The sequence below is a fragment of the Streptomyces sp. NRRL F-4489 genome (assembly GCF_001509485.1).
Taxonomy (GTDB): Bacteria; Actinomycetota; Actinomycetes; order Streptomycetales; family Streptomycetaceae; genus Streptomyces.
In genome coordinates, this window is the sequence record NZ_LLZI01000101.1 from 34,561 (window position 1) to 51,463 (window position 16,903).

Annotated in this window: 13 protein-coding genes; 7 read left to right on the forward strand and 6 right to left on the reverse strand. The window is 71.9% G+C overall.

The features are described from left to right. Positions 1 to 11 precede the first annotated feature (11 nt). The 7 genes from ADL22_RS10080 to ADL22_RS10110 all read left to right on the forward strand — a co-directional run bounded on the left by ADL22_RS10080 (position 12) and on the right by ADL22_RS10110 (position 9,738). Positions 12 to 890 (forward strand): carbohydrate ABC transporter permease, encoded by an 879-nt coding sequence (locus tag ADL22_RS10080; RefSeq protein WP_066975954.1) that lies wholly within the window; start codon positions 12 to 14, stop codon positions 888 to 890. A gap of 192 nt (positions 891 to 1,082) precedes the next feature. Continuing rightward, positions 1,083 to 2,282, forward strand: a complete 1,200-nt coding sequence (locus ADL22_RS10085; protein ID WP_066975956.1) for an ROK family transcriptional regulator — start codon at positions 1,083 to 1,085, stop codon at positions 2,280 to 2,282. 162 nt (positions 2,283 to 2,444) lie between these two features. Next, the gene (locus ADL22_RS10090; protein WP_066975958.1) at positions 2,445 to 3,536 is read left to right on the forward strand and encodes a substrate-binding domain-containing protein; all 1,092 of its coding nucleotides are present in this window, start codon (positions 2,445 to 2,447) and stop codon (positions 3,534 to 3,536) included. A gap of 108 nt (positions 3,537 to 3,644) precedes the next feature. After that, a complete protein-coding gene (locus tag ADL22_RS10095; protein WP_079063992.1) occupies positions 3,645 to 4,451 on the forward strand; it encodes an ATP-binding cassette domain-containing protein in 807 nt (268 codons plus the stop codon). Continuing rightward, positions 4,448 to 5,722 carry a sugar ABC transporter permease gene (locus tag ADL22_RS10100; RefSeq protein WP_066975964.1) on the forward strand — a complete coding sequence of 425 codons (1,275 nt, stop codon included), beginning with the start codon at positions 4,448 to 4,450 and terminating at the stop codon, positions 5,720 to 5,722. Before ADL22_RS10095 ends, ADL22_RS10100 begins: the two co-directional genes overlap by 4 nt. A 273-nt stretch (positions 5,723 to 5,995) precedes the next feature. Beyond that, positions 5,996 to 7,921: a 1-deoxy-D-xylulose-5-phosphate synthase gene (gene dxs / locus ADL22_RS10105; RefSeq protein WP_066975966.1), complete on the forward strand. Its 1,926-nt coding sequence runs from the start codon at positions 5,996 to 5,998 to the stop codon at positions 7,919 to 7,921. 239 nt (positions 7,922 to 8,160) lie between these two features. After that, positions 8,161 to 9,738, forward strand: a complete 1,578-nt coding sequence (locus ADL22_RS10110; RefSeq protein WP_079063993.1) for an amino acid permease — start codon at positions 8,161 to 8,163, stop codon at positions 9,736 to 9,738. A gap of 36 nt (positions 9,739 to 9,774) precedes the next feature. Here ADL22_RS10110 and ADL22_RS10115 read toward each other — a convergent pair whose 3' ends face one another. From ADL22_RS10115 to ADL22_RS10140, 6 genes are all read right to left on the reverse strand, one after another. Beyond that, a complete protein-coding gene (locus tag ADL22_RS10115; RefSeq protein ID WP_066975968.1) occupies positions 9,775 to 10,173 on the reverse strand; it encodes an NTP pyrophosphohydrolase in 399 nt (132 codons plus the stop codon). 103 nt (positions 10,174 to 10,276) lie between these two features. After that, a complete protein-coding gene (locus ADL22_RS10120) occupies positions 10,277 to 12,409 on the reverse strand; it encodes a 3-hydroxyacyl-CoA dehydrogenase NAD-binding domain-containing protein (protein ID WP_066975971.1) in 2,133 nt (710 codons plus the stop codon). Then, positions 12,406 to 13,623, reverse strand: coding sequence for a thiolase family protein (locus ADL22_RS10125; protein ID WP_066975973.1), 1,218 nt, complete (start codon positions 13,621 to 13,623; stop codon positions 12,406 to 12,408). The genes ADL22_RS10120 and ADL22_RS10125 overlap by 4 nt, the downstream gene beginning before the upstream one ends. Positions 13,624 to 13,850: 227 nt before the next feature. Next, positions 13,851 to 15,125 (reverse strand): ribonuclease D, encoded by a 1,275-nt coding sequence (locus ADL22_RS10130; protein WP_079063994.1) that lies wholly within the window; start codon positions 15,123 to 15,125, stop codon positions 13,851 to 13,853. Between the two features lie 82 nt (positions 15,126 to 15,207). Then, positions 15,208 to 15,870, reverse strand: a complete 663-nt coding sequence (locus ADL22_RS10135) for a response regulator transcription factor (RefSeq protein ID WP_066975978.1) — start codon at positions 15,868 to 15,870, stop codon at positions 15,208 to 15,210. A 321-nt stretch (positions 15,871 to 16,191) separates the two neighbouring features. Then, entirely contained in the window at positions 16,192 to 16,848 is a 657-nt protein-coding gene (locus tag ADL22_RS10140) for a DUF3000 domain-containing protein (RefSeq protein WP_066975980.1), read from the reverse strand. Positions 16,849 to 16,903 lie beyond the last annotated feature (55 nt).

The following is a 16,903-nucleotide window of genomic DNA, read 5'->3' on the forward strand; positions in this document are numbered from 1 at the left end:
GGGCTGGGCGCATGACGACGACCAAGACCACCGCGGCGCGGCCGCGCCGCACCCAGGCGGGCACCACCCTCAACGTCTTCTCGCACGGCATCCTCGTCGTCTGGGCGCTGATGGTGGGGCTGCCGCTGCTGTGGGTGCTGTGGAGCTCGTTCAAGAGCAGCGGGGACATCCTCACCACTCCGTGGTCGCTGCCGGGCAAGCCGCACCTGGAGAACTGGGCCAACGCCTGGGAGAAGGCCAGCATCGGGAAGATGTTCCTCAACACCCTTATCGTGGTGGGCGGTTCGCTCACCGGGACGATGGTGCTGGGCTCGATGGCCGGCTACGTCCTGGCCCGCTTCGACTTCCCCGGCAACCGCCTGATCTACTACCTCTTCGTCGCCGGGATGTCCTTCCCGGTCTTCATGCTGGTCATCCCGCTCTTCTTCGTCCTGCGGGACTTCCCCGGGATCCCGCTGCTGGCGACGTACCAGGGCCTGATCGCGGTCTACATCGCCTATTCGCTGCCGTTCACGGTCTTCTTCATGACCGCGTTCTTCCGCACCCTGCCGACCTCGGTGGCGGAGGCGGCGATGATCGACGGGGCCTCGCACGTCCGGACGTTCTTCCAGGTCATGCTGCCGATGGCCAAGCCCGGCCTGATCAGCGTGGGGATCTTCAACTTCCTGGGGCAGTGGAACCAATACCTGCTGCCGATGGTCCTCAACCAGGACGAGAGCAAGTACGTCCTCACCCAGGGCCTGGCCAACCTCGCGCTCCAGCAGGGCTACCAGGGCGACTGGGGCGGGCTGATGGCGGGCATGATGATCGCGATGCTGCCGGTGCTGCTGGTCTATGTGATCTTCCAGCGGCAGGTGCAGGCCGGACTGACCGCGGGGGCGCTCAAATAGCGCCCGGCACGGCCCCGCCGGCGGCCGGTCCCGGCCCGGGCCCGGTCGGTGGTCAACGCCTTGACGGGACTTCCCCACCGGAGTTCTGCTTAGAGTTCACATGTTGAATTCGGTAGCCGCCCCCCGATGACGCGGGTGCGGCCGGCGGGCAGTCGGCGCACTGCCCGCCCGCAGGCGGGAGTGGATGAGTCGATGGAGACTCCGGGGTCGCAGTCCTCGCTGCACCGGGCCAATCTGGAGCGGGTGGTCCGCGCGGTGCGCATGGCGGGCTCGCTCACCCAGGCGGAGATCGCCCGGAGCACGGGGCTGTCCGCGGCCACCGTCTCGAACATCGTTCGCGAGTTGAAGGACGGCGGCACGGTGGAGGTGACGCCCACCTCGGCGGGCGGCCGCCGGGCCCGCAGCGTCTCGCTCTCCGGGGACGCCGGCATCGTGGTGGGCGTCGACTTCGGCCACTCCCACCTGCGGGTGGCGGTCGGCAACCTCGCCCACGAGGTACTCGCCGAGGAGGCCGAGCCGATCGACGTGGACGCCTCCGCCGCCGAGGGCTTCGACCGCGCCGAGCAGCTGGTCAGCCGGCTGATCGCGCGGACGGGCGTCAGCCCCGCCAAGGTCATCGGCGTCGGCCTGGGCGTCCCCGGCCCGATCGACGTGGTGTCCGGCACCCTCGGCTCGACCGCGATCCTGCCGGGCTGGGCCGGGACGAAGCCCGGCGAGGAGCTGTCCGGGCGGCTCGGCGTCCCGGTCCACGTCGACAACGACGCCAACCTCGGAGCCCTTGGCGAACTGGTCTGGGGCGGCGGCCGCGGCGCGGCGGACCTGGCGTACATCAAGGTCGCCAGCGGCGTCGGCGCCGGTCTGGTGATCAGCGGCCAGATCTACCGCGGACCGGGCGGCACGGCCGGTGAGATCGGCCACATCACGCTGGACGAGTCCGGCCCGGTGTGCCGCTGCGGCAACCGCGGCTGCCTGGAGACCTTCACCGCCGCCCGCTACGTCCTCCCGCTGCTCCAGCCCAGCCACGGCCCCGACCTGACCATGGCGCGGGTGGTCCAGCTGGCCCGCGAGGGCGATCCGGGCTGCCGCCGGGTGATCGCGGACGTGGGCCGCCACATCGGCAGCGGCGTGGCGAACCTCTGCAATCTGCTCAACCCCAGCCGGGTGGTGCTCGGCGGCGATCTGGCCGAGGCCGGTGAGCTGGTCCTCGGCCCGATCCGGGAGTCGGTCTCCCGCTACGCGATCCCCAGCGCGGCACGGCAGTTGGGCATCGTCCCCGGCACTCTCGGGGGCCGCGCCGAGGTGCTGGGCGCGCTCGCCCTCGTCCTGAGCGAGATGGGTGATTCGTCCCTGCTGGACACCGCCCCGGACGCGGAGGCGCCCGCCCCGGTCTGACCGGCTTCCGCGCAGGCCCGATGGCCTTTTCGTTCACACCTATAACGCATGGCACCGTTGTCATCTCGTTAAGGATTTACTCCTTGACGGTCGCCTGGCGGCCGAGTTGACTTCCAGCCACCTCGGCCGCAACGACGCGGCCATGTCAGGGAGGCAATTCCCATGAATGTGTGGACGCGCCGCGTCGTCATAGCCACCGCCGCCGTCTCGATGGCCCTCTCGGTCGCCGCCTGCGGCAAGGCCGGCGACGGCGGCAAGAGCGGCGGCGACGGCAAGACCATCGGCCTGCTGCTGCCGGAGAACAAGACCACCCGCTACGAGACCTTCGACCGCCCGCTGATCACCAAGAAGATCGAGGCGCTCTGCCCCGACTGCCAGGTCAAGTACAACAACGCCGACCAGGACACCCAGAACCAGAAGAAGCAGTTCGACGCCCTGATCACCCAGGGCGTCAAGGTGATCATCCTGGACCCGGTGGACTACAAGGCCACCAAGTCCTGGGTGAACCAGGCCGCCAAGCAGGGCGTCAAGGTCGTCGCGTACGACCGCCTGGCCGAGGGCGCGATCTCCGCCTACGTCTCCTACGACAACGAGAAGATCGGCCGCCTCCAGGGCGAGGCGCTGGTCAAGGCGCTCGGCGACCGCGCCAAGGACAGCAACGTCGTCATGATCAACGGCTCGCCGACCGACCCCAACGCGCCCTTCTTCAAGCGCGGCGCCCACAGCGTCCTCGACAAGCAGGTCAAGAAGGTCGTCTACGAGCAGGACATCCCGGACTGGTCCTCGGACGAGGCCAACAAGAAGATGAGCGCCGCCATCGACGCGCTCGGCAAGGACGGCTTCCAGGGCGTCTACTCCGCCAACGACGGCATGGCCGGCGGCATCATCACCGCCCTGAAGCAGCAGGGCATCACCGTCCCGGTCGGCGGCCAGGACTCCGAGCTGGCCGGCCTGCAGCGCGTGCTCCGCGGCGACCAGGCGTTCACCATCTACAAGCAGATCCAGCCGCAGGCCGACACCACCGCCGAGATCGCGGTCCGGCTGCTCAAGGGCGAGGCGATCGGCGCGCTGGCGCCCACCAAGGTCGACAGCCTCAGCGGCGAGGTCAAGGGCATCCCCGCCAAGCTCTACGACGCCCAGATCGTGACGAAGGACAACATCGCCTCCACGGTCGTCAAGGACAAGGTCTACCCCGTCAGCCGGCTGTGCGCCGGCGACACCGCGGCGGCCTGCGCGGCGGCGGGCATCAAGTAGCGGCGGCGCGGCCGCCCCGCATCCCGCCCCCGGCCCGGCCGGCCGCCGCGCCGGGGGCCGCACACCCCCCGCACCACCATTCCCGCCGCGGCCGCGGCGGCGAAGGAGATGATTCACGTGTCCGCTCCGCCCGTGCTGGCGTTGCGCCAAGTCTCCAAGCGGTTCGGCGCCGTCCAGGCGCTCACCGACGTCACGCTGGAGATCCACGCCGGTGAGGTGGTCGCCCTGGTCGGCGACAACGGCGCCGGGAAGTCCACCCTCGTCAAGACCATTTCGGGCGTCCACCCGGTGGACGAGGGCACCCTCGAATGGCAGGGCGCGCCGGTCCGCATCGGCAAGCCGCACGACGCCCAGGAGCTCGGCGTCGCCACCGTCTACCAGGACCTCGCGCTCTGCGACAACCTCGACGTGGTCGCCAACCTCTACCTCGGCAGCGAACTGCGCACCGCCGGCGTCCTGGACGAGATCGCCATGGAGAAGCGGGCCAAGGAGCTGCTGGACACCCTGTCCATCCGGATCCCCAGCGTCCGGATCCCGGTGGCCGCGCTCTCCGGCGGCCAGCGGCAGGTCGTCGCCATCGCCCGCGCGCTGATCGGCGACCCGAAGGTCGTCATCCTGGACGAGCCGACCGCCGCGCTGGGCGTCGAGCAGACCGCGCAGGTCCTCGACCTGGTCGAACGGCTCCGCGAGCGCGATCTCGCGGTCATCCTGATCAGCCACAACATGGCCGATGTGCTGGCCGTCGCGGACCGGGTCGCGGTACTGCGGCTGGGCCGCAACAACGGCGTCTTCGACGTCGCGGACACCACCCACGAGGAGATCGTCGCCGCCATCACCGGCGCCTCCGACAACGCTGTCACCCGGCGCACGGCCCGCCGGCGCACCGACCGGCCGGCGAAGGAGACCCGGGCATGAGCGAGCAGCAGACCACCGAGGCCGCGCCCGGAACCCCGGCGCCGCCCGCCGTCGATCCCCGGCTGCTGGTCCGGGAGAAAGGATTCTCCGGCTATCTCGGGGAATTCGCCCGCCGCATCCGCGGCGGCGAGCTGGGCTCCCTCCCGGTCGTCGTCGGCCTGATCGTCATCGCCGTCGTCTTCCAGCTCAAGAACAGCCACTTCCTCTCCGCCGACAGCCTCACCAACATCGGGGTCTACACCTCCGGTATGGGCATCATGGCCGTCGGCATCGTCTTCGTCCTGCTGCTCGGCGAGATCGACCTCTCGGTCGGCTCGGTGGCGGGCGTCGGCGCGGCGGTCTGGGCCGTGCTCAGCGTCAACCACGGCGTCAACGACTGGCTCGCGGTGCTGCTCGCGGTCGCGGCCGGCGCCGTCATCGGCGTCCTGCACGGCTTCTTCTTCGCCCGGGTGGGCGTGCCGGCCTTCGTCGTCACCCTGGCCGGCTTCCTCGGCTGGAGCGGCCTGCAGATCTGGCTGATGGGCAAGGAGGGCTCGATCAACACGCCCAGCGGCAGCGTGGTGGAGCACCTCACCGGCTACTACTTCGAGGACAAGGCGTATGCCTACGGTCTCGCGCTGATCGCGGTGCTGGCCTACGCCGGGTCGCTGCTGCTGGAGGCCCGGCGCCGCCGGGCCGCCGCCCTGCCGTACCGGCCGCCCGGCGAGATCCTGCTGCGCACCGGCGTGGTCGCGGTGATCGCCTTCGCCGTCGCGTACGTGCTCAACGAGCCGTCCGGCGCCCGCGGCCTGCCGCTGGCCCTGGTGCTCTTCCTCGCCGTCCTGGTGATCGCCGACTTCGTGGTCCGCCGCACCGGCTACGGCCGGCGGATCTTCGCGGTCGGCGGCAACGCCGAGGCGGCCCGCCGGGCCGGTATCAACGTCAACCGGGTCCGGATCACGGTCTTCGCGATCTCCGGGATGCTCGCCGCGTTCGGCGGCCTGTTCATCGCCAGCCTCTCGGGCGGCGCCACCAAGAACCTCGGCTCGGGCAACACCCTGATGAACGTGATCGCGGCGGCGGTCATCGGCGGCACCAGCCTCTTCGGCGGCCGCGGCAAGATCTGGTCCGCGCTGCTGGGCATGCTGGTCATCCAGTCGATCCAGCAGGGCCTGAACCTCGTCGGCATGGCCAGCGAGATCCAGTACATGATCACCGGCGCGGTGCTGCTGGCCGCGGTGGTCATCGACTCGGTGTCGCGGCGCACCCAGCGGACGGCCGGCCGTACGTAGGCGGCGGCCGGGGCCGTGCGCGGCGCCGCCGGGCGATATGTGTCATAGGTCGGCAACAGTCTCGGGAACCGCCCGGGGCGGCGGCCCCCGCCGGACGGCTTCCGGCGGGGGCCGCGCCGCGCCCGGAACCCCGCCGCGACGGGCGGAAACCGGGCCGCGTGGCCGCTCTCACCCGAGTGACACGCATCGCCGGGCCCGGCCGCGCAGGCGGCGGGCGCGACATTAGACTCATCTGATCGGCAAGCTCGACCTACGGCAGCAAGGAGGCATGGGGTGGCATTGCTGACCCGTATCAAGGGGCCGCGCGACCTGGACCGGCTCTCGCCCGAGCAGCTCACGCAGCTGGCGGGGGAGATCCGGGGCTTCCTGGTCGACGCGGTCTCCAAGACCGGCGGACACCTCGGCCCGAACCTCGGCGTCGTCGAACTGACCATCGCCCTGCACCGCGTCTTCCACTCCCCGAAGGACAAGGTCCTGTGGGACACGGGACACCAGTCCTACGTCCACAAGCTGCTGACCGGCCGCCAGGACTTCTCCCGCCTCAAGGCCAAGGGCGGCCTCTCCGGCTACCCCTCCCGCGCCGAGTCGGCGCACGACATCATCGAGAACAGCCACGCCTCCACCGTCCTGGGCTGGGCCGAGGGCATCGCCAAGGCCCACGAGGTCCGCGGCGTCGACGACCGGGTGGTCGCGGTCATCGGTGACGGCGCGCTCACCGGCGGTATGGCCTGGGAGGCGCTCAACAACATCGCCGCCGCCAAGGACCGCCCGCTGGTCATCGTCGTCAACGACAACGAGCGCTCCTACGCCCCGACCATCGGCGGCCTCGCCAACCACCTCGCCACCCTCCGCACCACCGACGGCTACGAGCGCTTCCTGGCCCGCGGCAAGGACATCCTGGAGCGCACCCCGGTCGTCGGGAAGCCGCTCTACGAGACCCTGCACGGCGCCAAGAAGGGCCTGAAGGACTTCATCGCCCCGCAGGGCATGTTCGAGGACCTGGGCCTGAAGTACGTCGGCCCGATCGACGGCCACGACATCGAGGCGCTGGAGTCCGCGCTGACCCGCGCCAAGCGGTTCGGCGGCCCGGTGATCGTCCACTGCCTCACCGAGAAGGGCCGCGGCTACAAGCCCGCCGAGCAGGACGAGGCCGACCGCTTCCACGGCATCGGCCCGATCCACCCGGACACCGGCCTGCCGCTGTCCTCCGGCGGCAAGGACTGGACCGGCGTCTTCGGCGACGAGATGGTCGCGCTCGGCAAGGAGCGCGAGGACATCGTCGCCATCACCGCGGCCATGCTCCAGCCGGTCGGCCTGGAGAAGTTCGCCAAGGAGTTCCCGGACCGGGTCTACGACGTCGGCATCGCCGAGCAGCACGCCGCGGTCTCGGCGGCCGGTATGGCCACCGCCGGCCTGCACCCGGTCTTCGCGGTCTACGCCACCTTCCTCAACCGCGCCTTCGACCAGGTCCTGATGGACGTCGCGCTGCACAGGTGCGGTGTCACCTTCGTCCTGGACCGCGCCGGGATCACCGGCACCGACGGCGCCTCGCACAACGGCATGTGGGACATGTCCATCCTCCAGGTCGTGCCCGGCCTGCGGCTGGCCGCGCCGCGCGACGCCGACCAGGTCCGCGCCCAGCTGCGGGAGGCCGTCGAGGTGGACGACGCGCCCACCGTGGTGCGCTACTCCAAGGGCGCGGTCGGCCCGGCCGTCGAGGCGGTCGGCCGGATCGGCGGGATGGACGTGCTGCGCGAGGCCGGCACCACCGGGCGGCCCGACGTGCTGCTGGTGTCCATCGGCGCGCTCGCCCCGATGTGCCTGGAGATCGCCGCCCTCCTCGACAAGCAGGGCATCTCCACCACCGTCGTGGACCCCCGCTGGGTCAAGCCGGTCGACCCGGCGCTGCCGGGCCTGGCGGCCGAGCACCGCGTGGTGGTCACCGTCGAGGACAACATCCGCACCGGCGGCGTCGGTTCGGCCATCGCCCAGGCGCTCCGCGACGCCGGGGTGGATGTGCCGCTGCGCGACTTCGGCATCCCCGAGCGGTTCCTGGACCACGCCTCCCGCAAGGAGGTCATGGCGGAGATCGGCCTGACCGCGCCGGACATCGCCCGCCAGGTCACCGGCCTGGTCGCCAAGATGGACAACCGCGACGAGGACGCCGGGCGCACCGCCGCCGAGGTCGCCAGCGACTGACCCGGGCCGTTGCAGCCCGCCCGAGGGGCCGGCCGGACATCCCGCGAGGATGCTCCGCCCGGCCCCTCGGCGTTCCCGGGCGCCCACGTGCCCCCGCGTCCCCGCGTTCACGCGTCCGCCCACCCCATCGGGTGAATCCCCGTCCCCTGAAGCCCCGCCGCCCCCGCCCCTTTCGCCACATTGCGGAGACTCGGGCAGTTCAGGTGATTTGCGAGGGTCGTCCAGGCGGAGGTACGCCCATGAGCACACAGCACGGACCACACGGACACGGACCGGCGCCCGGGCCGCACGGGCAAGGGGCGGAGACGCGCCGGGACCGCGGCGTCCTGCGGACCAAGACGATCGAGCAGTCGATCCGGGACACCGAGGAGCCCGAGCACGCCCTCAAGAAGTCCCTCTCGGCGCTCGACCTGACCGTCTTCGGCGTCGGCGTGGTCATCGGCACCGGCATCTTCGTGCTCACCGGGAAGATCGCCAAGGAGCAGGCGGGCCCGGCCGTCGCGGTCTCCTTCGTCGTCGCCGGCGTGGTCTGCGCGCTGGCGGCGCTGTGCTACGCGGAGTTCGCCTCCACCGTCCCGGTCGCCGGCTCGGCCTACACCTTCGCCTACGCGTCGCTGGGCGAACTGCCCGCCTGGATCATCGGCTGGGACCTCATCCTGGAGCTGGCCCTGGGCTGCGCGGTGGTCTCCGTCGGCTGGTCCGGCTACGTCCGCTCGCTGCTGGACAGCGCCGGGCTGCACCTGCCGCCGGTGCTGTCCGGGAGCCACGGCGGGCGGTTCGGCTTCGACCTGCTCGCCTGCGTCCTGGTGCTGGTGATCACCGCGGTCCTGGTGCTCGGCATGAAGCTCTCCTCCCGGGTGACGTCGGTCGTCGTCGGCGTCAAGGTGACGGTGGTGCTGCTGGTCGTCGTCGCCGGCGCGTTCTTCGTCACCGGCGCCAACTACCAGCCGTTCATCCCGCCGAGCCGGCCCACCGCGGGCGGCGGCGGACTGGCCGCGCCGCTCGCCCAGCTGATGTTCGGCTTCACCCCGTCGAACTTCGGCGTGATGGGCATCTTCACCGCCGCCGCGGTGGTCTTCTTCGCGTTCATCGGCTTCGACATCGTGGCCACCGCGGCCGAGGAGACCCGCAATCCGCAGCGCGACGTACCGCGCGGCATCCTCGGCTCCCTGGCCCTCTGCACGCTGCTCTACGTCGCGGTGTCGGTGGTCGTCACCGGCATGGAGAAGTACGACACGCTCTCCGTGGACGCGCCGCTCGCGGACGCCTTCAAGCACGTCGGGTACCCGTTCTTCGCGGGCCTGATCAGCTTCGGCGCGGCGGTCGGCCTGACCTCGGTCTGCATGATCCTGCTGCTCGGCCAGAGCCGGGTGTTCTTCGCGATGAGCCGGGACGGGCTGCTGCCGCAGCTCTTCTCCCGCGTGCACCCGAAGTTCGGCACCCCGCACCGCTCGACCATCCTGCTCGGCGCGGTCGTCGCGGTGGTCTCCGGCTTCACCTCCATCGACGTGCTGGCCGAACTCGTCAACATCGGCACGCTGTTCGCGTTCGTGGTGGTCGCCGTGGGCGTGGTGCTGCTGCGCCGGGCCCGGCCCGATCTGCCGCGCGCCTTCCGGACGCCATTCGTGCCGTTCGTCCCGGTGCTGTCGGTGCTCGCCTCGCTCTGGCTGATGCTCAATCTGCCCGCCGAGACCTGGATCCGCTTCGCGATCTGGATGGCCGCCGGTGTCGTGCTGTACGTCCTCTACGGGCGCCACCGCAGCCGGCTCGCCGTCCGGCTGCGGGCCCGGCGGGACGCGGCCGCCGGCCGCCCGTAACGGCGCGTCAGGGCCCGCGGGCGCCGCTCCGGGCGGCTACGAGGCCCCGCCGCGCCCCGAACCGCCCCACACCGTCCGCGGGCCCGCCACACGGGCGCCCAGCGCCTGGACCCGCTCGCGCAGACCGCGGTCGGCGGTGACCACCAGGCAGTCCCGCCCGGCGCCCTCCTCGGCCACCAGCGCGACGATCCGGTCGTCGCCGCTGCCGTCCGCCGCCACCACCCGCACGTCCTCGACGGAGTCCACCCCGCGCGCCGCGCCCTCGACCACCAGCACCAGCTCCAGCGGCGGCCCGGCCAGCCCGGGCAGGCCCGCGGCGGCGTAGCGGACCAGGCCGTCCCGCAGCCGCTCGGCCGCGCCGCGGCGGTCCCGCCACCAGCCGTCGGGCACCGAGCCGACGACGTTCGCGGCATCCACAATGACCAAGGAATCCATACCGCCAGCCTGCCACGGCCGCCGCGCGGGCCCGTACACACGACGGCGCGCGGCCGGCTCCACCGAGCCGGGCCGCGCGCCCTGTGCCGTGCCGCGGGGTCCGCTACGCGGGCACGCTCGCGATGCCCGGGGCGAGGAACTTCTTGCCCGTCACCCGCTCCGAGACGCCCTCGCGGTCCAGGTACGGCGTGATGCCGCCCAGGTGGAAGGGCCAGCCGGCGCCGGTGATCAGGCACAGGTCGATGTCCTGCGCCTCGGCCACCACGCCCTCGTCCAGCATCAGCCGGATCTCCTGCGCGACGGCGTCCAGCACCCGGTCGCGGACCTGCTCCTCGGTGAGGACCACGTCGCCCTGCTTCAGCAGCGCGGCGACCTCCGGGTCCAGCTCCGGCTTGCCGGAGTCGTAGACGTAGAAGCCGCGCTTGCCGGCCTCCACGACCGCCTTGAGGTTCGGCGAGACGGTGAAGCGGTCCGGGAACGCGCCGTGCAGCGTCTCGGAGACGTGCAGGCCGATCGCCGGGCCGACCAGCTCCAGCAGCACCAGCGGCGACATCGGCAGGCCGAGCGGCTCGACGGCCTTCTCGGCGGTGGCCACCGGGGTGCCCTCGTCGATGACGTTCTGGATCTCGCCCATGAAGCGGGTCAGGATGCGGTTGACGACGAACGCCGGGGCGTCCTTGACCAGCACCGCGGTCTTCTTCAGCTTCTTCGCGACACCGAACGCCGTCGCGAGCGCCGCGTCGTCGGTCCGCTCGCCGCGCACGATCTCCAGGAGCGGCAGGATCGCGACCGGGTTGAAGAAGTGGAAGCCGACCACGCGCTCGGGGTGCTTCAGCTTCGACGCCATCTCGGTCACCGAGAGGGACGAGGTGTTCGTCGCCAGGATCGCGTGGGCGGGGGCCACGGCCTCCACCTCGGCGAAGACCTGCTGCTTGACGCCGATCTCCTCGAAGACGGCCTCGATGATGAAGTCCGCGTCCGCGAAGCCCTCGGCCTTGTCCAGCACACCGGAGACCAGCGCCTTGAGGCGGTTGGCCTTGTCCTGGTTGATGCGGCCCTTGCCGAGCAGCTTGTCGATCTCGGCGTGGACGTAGCCCACACCCTTGTCGACGCGCTCCTGGTCGATGTCGGTCAGCACGACCGGCACCTCAAGGCGGCGCAGGAAGAGCAGCGCGAGCTGCGAGGCCATCAGGCCCGCGCCCACGACGCCGACCTTGGTGACCGGGCGCGCGAGGTTCTTGTCCGGCGCACCGGCCGGGCGCTTGGCGCGCTTCTGCACGAGGTTGAACGCGTAGATACCGGCGCGCAGTTCGCCGCCCATGATCAGGTCGGCGAGCGCCTGGTCCTCGGCGTCGAAGCCCTTCTGCAGGTCGCCGTTCTTGGACGCCGCGATGATGTCGAGCGCGCGGTACGCCGCCGGGGCAGCGCCGTGCACCTTCGAGTCGGCGATGAACTTACCGCGCGCGACGGCCTGGTCCCAGGCTTCACCGCGGTCGACGACCGGACGCTCGACCTCGACGTCGCCCTTGAGGACGTTCGCGGTCCAGATCAGCGACTGCTCCAGGAAGTCCGCGCCCTCGAACAGCGCGTCGGCGATGCCGAGCTCGAAGACCTGCTGCCCCTTGAGCTGCTTGTTCTGGTTGAGCGAGTTCTCGATGATCACCGAGACGGCCTTGTCCGCGCCGATGAGGTTCGGCAGCAGCGTGCAGCCGCCCCAGCCCGGCACCAGGCCGAGGAAGACCTCGGGCAGCGAGAAGGCGGGCAGCGCCTTGGAGACCGTGCGGTAGGTGCAGTGCAGACCGACCTCGACACCGCCGCCCATCGCCGCGCCATTGTAGTACGCGAAGGTCGGCACGGCGAGCCCGGACAGCCGCTTGAAGACGTCGTGGCCGCCCTTGCCGATGGCCAGCGCGTCCTCGTGCCGCTTGAGCAGCTCCACGCCCTTGAGGTCGGCGCCGACCGCGAAGATGAACGGCTTGCCGGTGACGCCGACACCGACGATGCCGCCCTCGGCGGCCTCCTTCTCGACCTGGTCGATCGCGGCGTTGAGGTTCGCCAGCGAGGCCGGGCCGAAGGTGGTCGGCTTGGTGTGGTCCAGGCCGTTGTCCAGCGTGATCAGCGCGAACTTACCGGCGTTGAAAGGCAGTTCGAGGTGGCGTACGTGCGCGGAGGTGACGACCTCGTCGGGGAAGAGGTCGGAGGCACCCTTGAGGAGCTCGGCGGTGGTGGTGCTCACTTGTCCCCCTGGAAGTGCGGGTTTTCCCAGATGACCGTCGCGCCCATGCCGAAGCCGACGCACATGGTGGTGAGGCCGTAGCGGACCTCGGGCTGCTCCTCGAACTGGCGGGCCAGCTGCGTCATCAGACGCACGCCCGAGGAGGCCAGCGGGTGGCCGAACGCGATCGCGCCGCCGTACTGGTTGACGCGCGCGTCGTCGTCCGCGATGCCGTAGTGCTCCAGGAACGCGAGGACCTGGACGGCGAACGCCTCGTTGATCTCGAAGAGGCCGATGTCGGAGATCGACAGACCCGCCTTGGCGAGCGCCTTCTCCGTGGCCGGGATCGGGCCGTAGCCCATGACCTCCGGCTCGACGCCCGCGAAGGCGTAGGAGACCAGGCGCATCCTCACCGGGAGGCCGTGCTCCCGGGCGAAGTCCTCGGACGCGATGATCGAGGCGGTGGCACCGTCGTTGAGGCCCGCGGCGTTACCGGCCGTGACGCGCCCGTGCGTACGGAACGGCGTCTTGAGCCCCGCGAGGTTCTCCAGGGTCGTCCCCGGCCGCATCGGCTCGTCGGCGGTGACCAGGCCCCAACCGGTCTCGCCGACCTCGGAGTTGGTGTTGCGCACCGAGATCGGGACGAGGTCCTGCTGGATCTTCCCGTTCGCGTACGCCTTCGCCGCCTTCTCCTGCGAGCGCACGGCGTACTCGTCGGCGCGCCGCTTGGTGATGGACGGGTAGCGGTCGTGCAGATTCTCGGCGGTCATGCCCATGAACAGGGCGGACTCGTCGACGAGCTTCTCGGACACGAACCGCGGGTTCGGGTCGACGCCCTCGCCCATCGGGTGGCGGCCCATGTGCTCGACACCGCCGGCGATGACGGCGTCGTACGCGCCGAACGCGATGGAACCGGCGGTGGTGGTGACCGCGGTCAGCGCACCGGCGCACATCCGGTCGATGGAGTAGCCGGGGACCGACTGCGGCAGCCCGGCGAGGATGCCGGCGGTGCGGCCGAGGGTCAGGCCCTGGTCGCCGATCTGCGTGGTCGCGGCGATGGCCACCTCGTCGATCTTCGCCGGGTCCAGGTTCGGGTTGCGGCGCAGCAGCTCCCGGATGGACTTCACAACGAGGTCGTCGGCGCGGGTCTCGTGGTAGATGCCCTTCGGGCCCGCCTTGCCGAACGGGGTGCGGACGCCGTCGACGAAGACGACGTCCCTAGCGGTACGAGGCACGTTGGCTCTCCTCCAGGTGCGGGATGGCACTGCTGCGGGCGCGCCCCGAGGACGCGTCACACGCCCATGCTACTTACGGGTAACCATGCTGCACACCCCCCTCGCCCGGAGCGGCGAACGTCACACCGCCGGGTGGCCGGAACCCGCCGGGTGCGCGCACGCGAACGGCCCCGGGCGCGCCGGGGAAGGGCGCGGCCGGGGCCGTCGGGCGGTGAAGCGGGACCGGGTCAGGAGCCGTTGGCCACCAGGGCCTCGGTCAGGACCGGCGCGGTCAGTTCGATCTGCCAGGGGCGGGCGCCGTGTCCGGCCAGGACATCGGCGACCGCCTCCGGGGTCGGACCGGCCGGCGGCTCCCAGCACAGCCGGCGCACCGTGTCCGGCGCGATGAGGTTCTCCTGGGGCAGATTCAGCCGCTCGGCGAGCGCCGTCACCGCGGCCCGGGCGGCGGTCAGCCGGGCCGCCGCGGCCGGGTCCTTGTCGGCCCACGAGCGGGGCGGCGGGGGGCCGTTGAGCGGCTGGCCGGGCTGCGGCAGCTCGCTGTCCGGCAGCGCCCGGGCGCGGTCCACGGCGGCCTGCCACTGCTCCAGCTGGCGCCGGCCCATCCGGTGCCCGAAGCCGGGCAGCGCGGCCAGCGCGTGGGCGTTCGGCGGCAGGCCGAGCGCCGCCTCGATGATCGCCGCGTCGCCGAGGACCTTGCCGGGCGAGACGTCGCGCCGCTGGGCGACCTGGTCGCGCAGCGTCCACAGCTCCCGGACCACCGCCATCTGCCGGCGCCGGCGCACCTTGTGCATCCCGGACGTGCGGCGCCAGGGGTCCTTGCGGGGCGGCGGCGGGGGAGCGGCGGCGATCGCCGCGAACTCCTGCCGGGCCCACTCCAGCTTCCCCTGCCGGGTCAGCTCCGCCTCCAGCGCGTCCCGGAGGTCCACCAGCAGCTCCACGTCGAGCGCGGCGTAGCGCAGCCAGGGCTCGGGCAGCGGGCGGGTGGACCAGTCGACGGCCGAGTGGCCCTTCTCCAGGGCGTAGCCGAGGACGTTCTCCACCATGGCGCCCAGGCCCACCCGGGCGAAACCGGCCAGCCGCCCGGCCAGCTCGGTGTCGAACAGCTTGTCCGGGACCATCCCTATGTCGCGCAGGCAGGGCAGGTCCTGGGTGGCGGCGTGCAGCACCCACTCGGCATCGGAGATCGCCGCGCCGAGGGCGGAGAGGTCGGGCACGCCGACCGGGTCGATCAGGACGCTGCCGGCGCCCTCGCGGCGCAGCTGGACGAGGTAGGCGCGCTGGCCGTAGCGGTAGCCCGAGGCGCGCTCGGCGTCCACGGCGACCGGGCCGCGGCCGGCCGCGAAGGCGGCGACGACCTCGGCGAACGCCTCCGGGGTCGCGGTCACCGGCGGGATGCCCTCGCGGGGTTCCAGTAGGGGTACCGGCGCCGGTCGGGAATCGGGAGGCGATTCTCCGGGTGCTCGCAGTGTCGTGTCTGCTGCGGTCTTTTGGGCGTCGGTCACCAGTCAAGGGTATCTGTGGATGCGCGTCGCCCGTCGGGGGAATCTTCCCTCGACGGGCGGGACGGGGTGAGCGGTGGGGTTTTCAGTGGATGATGCCGGTGCGCAGCGCGACCGCCACCATTCCGGCGCGGTCGCCGGTGCCGAGCTTGCGGGCGATCCGGGCGAGGTGGCTCTTCACGGTCAGCGCGGACAGCCCCATCGAGACGCCGATCGCCTTGTTGGACTGGCCCTCCGCCACCAGCCGCAACACCTCGACCTCGCGTCCGGAGAGCTCGCGGTAGCCGCCGGGGTGCCCCGGCGCGCCGGGCGGGCGGCGCTGCATCCGGGCGGCGTTGGCGCCGATCGGGGCGGCGCCCGGCCGGCCCGGCAGGCCGAGGTTGGTGCGGGTGCCGGTGACGACGTAGCCCTTGACGCCGCCGGCCAGCGCGTTGCGCACCGCGCCGATGTCGTCCGCTGCGGACAGCGCGAGCCCGTTGGGCCAGCCGGCCGCCCGGGTCTCGGACAGCAGGGTCAGGCCGGAGCCGTCGGGAAGGTGGACGTCGGCGACGCAGATGTCGCGCGGGTTGCCGATGCGGGGTCGGGCCTCCGCGATGGACGACGCCTCGATCACGTCGCGCACGCCGAGGGCCCACAGGTGGCGGGTGACGGTGGAGCGGACGCGGGGGTCGGCCACGACGACCATGGCGGTCGGCTTGTTCGGGCGGTAGGCGACCAGGCTCGAAGGCTGCTCAAGGAGAACTGACACCGGGCCTCCTGGGGAGTGGCGGGGACGGAAGCCGGCTGGGGAAAGCCGGAATGATCCGTGTTTGAAGGGTCACTGACCTCTTCGGCAGTAAACCGGCGGGACTTTAGACTTTGATCACGATTTAGTTAGGGGCAATTCGGGCAAATCGGATGCGTGAGCGATCAAGGTGAGCACGCAGTGCACATCGAGGTGATCACAGGCGTACGCGATGCCGTCCGGAACCGGAAACGGCGGATGCCGCGCGCCCGGCCTCCCGGACACGCGGCATCCGACACCGCTCCGTACGTATGTCCCCGCGTGCTGCGCCGCTCTTTCTCCCGCTCAGCGGGCCTGCGGACCGCGCCGCTGCGGCAGCGGCACCACCCCGCCGCCCGGGGCCGCGTCCAGCGGCGCCGGCGGCAGCCCCGCCACCTGGCACAGCAGATCGCACCAGGCCGCCAGGTGCGCCGCCAGGTCCGGCACCCCGCCCGGCCCCTCGGCCGGCGTCCACGACGCCCGGATCTCGATCTGGGTCGCCGGCTCGCGCGGCGCCAGCCCGCCGAAGTAGTGCGACCCGGCCCGGGTGACCGTGCCGCTCGGCGCGCCGTAGCGCACCCCGCGCGCCTCCAGCGCCCCCGTCAGCCAGGACCATGACACGTCCGGAAGCAGCGGATCGGTGCCCATCTCCGGCTCCAGCTCCGCCCGGGCCAGCGTCACCACCCGGAACGTGCCCTGCCAGGTCTCGTCGCCGGCCGGCTGGTGCAGCACCACCAGCCGCCCGTCCGCCAGATCGCGGTCCTCCCCGCCCGGCCCGCCGCCGCGCTCCACCACCGTCGCCTCCAGCGCGTACGCGTACGGGGCGAGCCGTTTGGGGGCGGGCGTCGGGCCGGTCTCGATCTCCGGCCGCAGTCGTGCCGCGCGGAGCGCCTCGACCGCCTGACGGAAGGGGATCGGGGTCTCGTCCGCGCTGTCCGCGAGGTGTTCGTGAGCCGCAGCCATGCCCGGAAGGGTAGGCGGAAGACGGCGTTCATACGGGGAGGACACCCGGTGCGCG

Coding starts and splice junctions, on each gene's coding strand:
- ADL22_RS10085 (WP_066975956.1), top strand. CDS start 1,083: ATGGAGACTCCGGGGTCGCAGTCCTCGCTGCACCGGGCCAATCTGGAG.
- ADL22_RS10110 (WP_079063993.1), top strand. CDS start 8,161: ATGAGCACACAGCACGGACCACACGGACACGGACCGGCGCCCGGGCCG.
- ADL22_RS10115 (WP_066975968.1), bottom strand. CDS start 10,173: ATGGATTCCTTGGTCATTGTGGATGCCGCGAACGTCGTCGGCTCGGTG.
- ADL22_RS10140 (WP_066975980.1), bottom strand. CDS start 16,848: ATGGCTGCGGCTCACGAACACCTCGCGGACAGCGCGGACGAGACCCCG.
- ADL22_RS10100 (WP_066975964.1), top strand. CDS start 4,448: ATGAGCGAGCAGCAGACCACCGAGGCCGCGCCCGGAACCCCGGCGCCG.
- ADL22_RS10095 (WP_079063992.1), top strand. CDS start 3,645: ATGATTCACGTGTCCGCTCCGCCCGTGCTGGCGTTGCGCCAAGTCTCC.
- ADL22_RS10080 (WP_066975954.1), top strand. CDS start 12: ATGACGACGACCAAGACCACCGCGGCGCGGCCGCGCCGCACCCAGGCG.
- ADL22_RS10090 (WP_066975958.1), top strand. CDS start 2,445: ATGAATGTGTGGACGCGCCGCGTCGTCATAGCCACCGCCGCCGTCTCG.